Genomic DNA, 4208 nt, shown 5'->3' with positions numbered 1-4208 from the left:
CACTTTTCCACCTGGCTGGAGCAGGCCGACATCGATGGACATCCTTGCATTGTGGCGATGTCCTCGATGAGCGCAGAGAGCAAACACGAGTCTCCGCTGGCGGAAGAGAGAGCCCTCTCGCAGCGATTGCGCGAAGCCGAGGCGCGACTGGCCCGGACCTGTGCGCGGCGGGGCATGCGCTGGACCGTGCTGCGCGCCACCCTGATCTATGGCGGTGGTCATGATCACAGTCTGACCCCGCTGGCGCGGCGCGCCCAACGTTGGCGGGTCTTTCCCTTGCCCGCGGGCCGAGGCCTGCGCCAGCCGGTGCATGCCGCCGACCTGGCCGAAGCGGTGCGGGCTGCGCTGCATACCGATGCCGCAGGCGGAAAGGTGTTGCCGGTGGGTGGTGGCGAGCGCCTGACGGCGGCGCGGATGTTTGCCCGCGTGCGGCAGGGATTGCCCGGCTGGACGCTGCCGGTGCCGGTGCCGCGCCTCGTGTTGCGGGCGGCGGCGAGGTTTTTCCCGCGCGGGCGCGGCGCGATCATGCGTCTGGATGCCGATCTGGTGGCCGACAACCGCGAACTGATCGCCTGCCTGGGTGTGCACCCGCGCGATTTTCGGCCCTGAATAGTGCTCAGTGCATAGTGCTCAGTGCGAAAAGCCGAGCAGCGGAATCAGCGCCAGCACGGCCAGCACGCCCACACACAGGCAGGCATTGCCCAGGGTGATGCGATGACCGTCCCCACGCGGGATCAGACGCCACAACAGCACCACGCCCAACAGCATGTCCATTACGAAGGCACCCCGGATCCACGGCGAAGCCAGAAGCGACTGCCCGGGTCCGATGGCCTGGAGGCCGCCGATGGTGATCAGCAGCAGTGTGGCCGCACTGGCGGCGAAGGCCCACATCAGGCAACCCAGGTAGGTCCGGTTGAAAGGCACCGGACAGCGCGTTGTCCAGCGCAGCAAACCCCAGCAGATCAAGGCCAGCAGCAGCGCCACCGCGCTGTCGGCGAGGATCAGGTAGACCAGCGAGGAGCTGATCGCCAGCAGTGAGCTCATGATGTCGACCGTTGCGGAAAGCCAAGGCGCCTATTGTGCCGCAGTCGCCATTCGCGCGCCTGCAGATTGGTGCTCAGTAGCGCAGGCCGACGCGTCGCATCAACTTGCCCAGAAGCCAGGCCGGGCCGATCAGCAGATACGTCAGGTCGGTCAGGAAGGATGGCTTGTGTCCCTCGATCTTGTGGCCCACGAATTGTCCGATCCAGGCCAGCACGAACAGCGCTGCGGCCAGTTCGCCCAGAGATACCGGGCCCAGCCGGCGGTACAGGGCTTCGGTGGCCAGGCCAAACACCACAAACACCAGCACCATGCCAAGACCAATGGCGCGAGAGATGCGGTAGTAGAAAACGAACGAGAAGAACATCACCGCAGCGGCCCAGAAGCCCTGCCGCCCGAGCATCGGTGGAATCGGGATCAGCCATAATCCGGCGATCACGCACCACAGGATCACCGGAACACAGACCCAGTGGATGGCACGATTGGTGGGGTTCTGGTGATCCTGGCCGTAGGCGTCGAACCACTGCTGTGCGTCACGCATGTCGGGCTCCCCTTCGAGCGATGGCCATTGCAGCATACTCGCGCCGGTCCGCGCCCGGATAAAGCTGCTGCGCGGCAAAAGGCACGGCTCCCGCGAGAACGTGCAGGCTGCCGCGTAGCCCGGATAAGGCAAAGCCGCATCCGGGACAGGCCGCTGCGCGGCCTTGGTCTGCATATTCGATGAAAGATGTGTGTTCCGGCAGGTTTTTCCCGGATGCGCTTGGCTTATCCGGGCTACGCCACGTCCGCCACTTCGCAGGCATCACGCCTCAGTCGAGTTCGATGTCGGCCAGACGCTTGAGCGCCTCGGCGTAGCGCGCGGCGGTGCCCTCGATGACTTCGCGCGGCAGCTCCGGGCCGGGCGCCTTCTTGTTCCAGTCCAGTGTTTCCAGGTAGTCACGCACGAACTGCTTGTCGAAGCTGGGCGGGCTGGTGCCGAGCGCGTAGGCGTCGGCTGGCCAGAAGCGCGAGGAGTCGGGCGTGAGCATCTCGTCCATCACGTACAGCTTGCCATCGGAATCGGTGCCGAATTCCAGTTTGGTGTCGGCGATGATGATGCCGCGCTCGGCGGCATGCGCGGCGGCGAAACGATAAATGGCCAGCGTGGCGGCGCGCACCTGCTCGGCCAGGTCCGCGCCGATCGAGGCGACCACCTGATCGAAGCCGATGTTCTCGTCGTGGTCGCCGGCAGCGGCCTTGGTCGAGGGCGTGAAGATCGGTTCGGGCAGTTGTTCGGCCTGTTGCAGGCCTTGAGGCAGTCGGATGCCGCACAAGGAACCGGTGGCCTGGTAGTCCTTCCAGCCCGAACCGATCAGGTAGCCGCGGGCGATCGCTTCCACCGGCACCGGCTTGAGCTTTTTCGTGACCACCGCGCGCCTTGCATACAGGGCCACATCGGCACCCTCGGGCAACACCTCGGCGACCGCCGTTCCGGTCAGGTGATTGGGCATCAGGTGGGCGCTCTTGCCGAACCAGAAGTTGGAGATCTGCGTGAGCATCTCGCCCTTGCCCGGGATTGGGTCGGGCAGGATCACGTCGAACGCCGAGAGCCGGTCGCTGGCAATGATCAGCAGGCGTTCGTCGGGCAGGGCGTAGACGTCGCGAACCTTGCCGCGATAGATCGGTTCCAGACCCGGCAGGTCCGAATGCTTGAGACAGGTAGGCACGGCAGGGCTTCCGTTGGGGGCAGATCACCATTGTAACGGGCCGTGACCATGCAGGGATGCCTGCGCCCGAGTGGCTGGTAGAATGGGCGACTTTCGTTGAAGGCTTTGGGCGGTGATGAGAGGCGTATTCATGATCGTGGGAGGACTGCTGGCCGTGGGCAGTGCAGCCGGGGCCGTTGTGCCCGCACCTCCGTCACAGCTGGGACTCTGTGCCGCTTGCCATGGCAAGCATGGCAAGTCCGTGGTGGCCGGTGTGCCCAACCTGGCCGGTCAGCGCTACGCATATCTGATCAATGCCATGCACCAGTACCGTGACGGTCGCCGCAATGTCGCGGTGATGCGCGCCGCGCTCGGTCCATTGCGCGTGTCCGAACTCAAGGCCCTGGCGCACTGGTACGCCGCGCAGCCGCTGGCACCGTCGCTGAGCGGAGGGTCGCACTGATGGGCATGTTGATCGGCGCCTTCGTCGGCTATCTGCTGCTGCACGGCTTTTTCGGGGCGCTGATCGGTGGCGTGATCGGCTGGATGTTCACGCCACACCGGCACGTGGTGCGGCCGCAGGCGTCTTTTGGCGATCTGGTCGATCCGCTGTTCGGCCTGCTGGGTGCCGTGGCCAAGGCCGACGGTCGGGTCAGTGCGTCGGAAATCGCCATCGCTGAACGGTTGATGGGCCGCATGGGCCTGTCCGTGGAGCAGCGTCGTCAGGCCATGACCAGCTTCAATGCCGGCAAGCAGGGCGACTTCGATCTGGACCGCGCGCTGGTCCAGTTGCGCGACTGGAGCGGCGGGCGGCGTGATCATGCCATCACCATCCTGGACGTGGTGGTGGAGACGGTGCTGGCCGAGGGCGCGGGCGAAGCCAAGATGCAGATCCTGCGCCGTCTTTCGGCCGCGCTGCGCATCAGTGAAATGGAGCTGATGGCGTTGATGGCGATGAAAGGCTACGCCTGGACGCCACCCGGCGGCGGGCGTGGCTGGGGTGGTGCGCAAGGTGGTCAGTACACCCCGCCAAGGCGCGCATCCACCGGCCCCGATCCATACGCGATACTGGGAATCCAGCGCGACGCCGACGACCGTGCCATCAAGCGGGCCTACCGCAAGCTGATATCCGAGCATCACCCGGACCGCCTCGGCGACCTGCCCGAGGCGTTGCGCAAGCGCGCCGAGTCACGTGCCAGCGAGATCAACGCCGCATACGAGCGCATCAAGGCCGAGCGCGGCTTCAAGTAAGACGCTTGCGGGCAGCATGCTCCGGTAAGCTTTCATCTACGCATTGCACACAGGAACGCCCATGTCCCGGCAACCATCCGTCATCGCACCCTCCATACTCTCGGCCGATTTTGCCCGTCTGGGCGACGATACCCGCGCTGCGCTCGAGGCCGGCGGCGACTGGGTGCACTTCGACGTCATGGACAACCATTACGTGCCCAACCTGACCATGGGACCGATGGTGCTCAAGTC

6 protein-coding genes and 1 pseudogene are annotated in these 4208 nt (G+C 65.5%); 4 read left to right on the top strand and 3 right to left on the bottom strand.

All coding sequences use genetic code 11. The annotated features are described in order from the left end of the window. Nucleotides 1-609: NAD-dependent epimerase/dehydratase family protein (locus PF446_RS10385; RefSeq protein ID WP_298071352.1), on the top strand; the 609-nt coding region annotated here is incomplete at its 5' end. Nucleotides 610-630: 21 nt separating this feature from the next. Here PF446_RS10385 and PF446_RS10380 read toward each other — a convergent pair. From PF446_RS10380 to PF446_RS10370, 3 genes are all read right to left on the bottom strand, one after another. Continuing rightward, nucleotides 631-1044: a hypothetical protein gene (locus PF446_RS10380; RefSeq protein WP_298071351.1), complete on the bottom strand. Its 414-nt coding sequence runs from the start codon at nucleotides 1042-1044 to the stop codon at nucleotides 631-633. 73 nt (nucleotides 1045-1117) lie between these two features. Then, the gene (locus PF446_RS10375) at nucleotides 1118-1582 is read right to left on the bottom strand and encodes an Mpo1-like protein (protein WP_298071350.1); all 465 of its coding nucleotides are present in this window, start codon (nucleotides 1580-1582) and stop codon (nucleotides 1118-1120) included. 268 nt (nucleotides 1583-1850) lie between these two features. Then, the gene (locus tag PF446_RS10370; protein WP_298071349.1) at nucleotides 1851-2747 is read right to left on the bottom strand and encodes a phosphoribosylaminoimidazolesuccinocarboxamide synthase; all 897 of its coding nucleotides are present in this window, start codon (nucleotides 2745-2747) and stop codon (nucleotides 1851-1853) included. Between the two features lie 130 nt (nucleotides 2748-2877). On the opposite strand from PF446_RS10370, the gene PF446_RS10365 reads away from it, so the two are divergent. From PF446_RS10365 to PF446_RS10355, 3 genes and pseudogenes are all read left to right on the top strand, one after another. Beyond that, nucleotides 2878-3189, top strand: coding sequence for a c-type cytochrome (locus PF446_RS10365; protein WP_298071348.1), 312 nt, complete (start codon nucleotides 2878-2880; stop codon nucleotides 3187-3189). Next, a complete protein-coding gene (djlA, locus tag PF446_RS10360) occupies nucleotides 3189-3977 on the top strand; it encodes a co-chaperone DjlA (RefSeq protein ID WP_298071347.1) in 789 nt (262 codons plus the stop codon). The genes PF446_RS10365 and djlA overlap by 1 nt, the downstream gene beginning before the upstream one ends. Before the next feature lie 61 nt (nucleotides 3978-4038). Continuing rightward, nucleotides 4039-4208: pseudogene (locus tag PF446_RS10355) on the top strand (ribulose-phosphate 3-epimerase); the annotation flags it as partial.

Source organism: Oleiagrimonas sp., from assembly GCF_027858935.1.
Taxonomy (GTDB): domain Bacteria; phylum Pseudomonadota; class Gammaproteobacteria; order Xanthomonadales; family Rhodanobacteraceae; genus Oleiagrimonas.
Note: the sequence above shows the minus strand (reverse complement) of the source record. Positions and strands in the feature narration are given on the sequence as shown.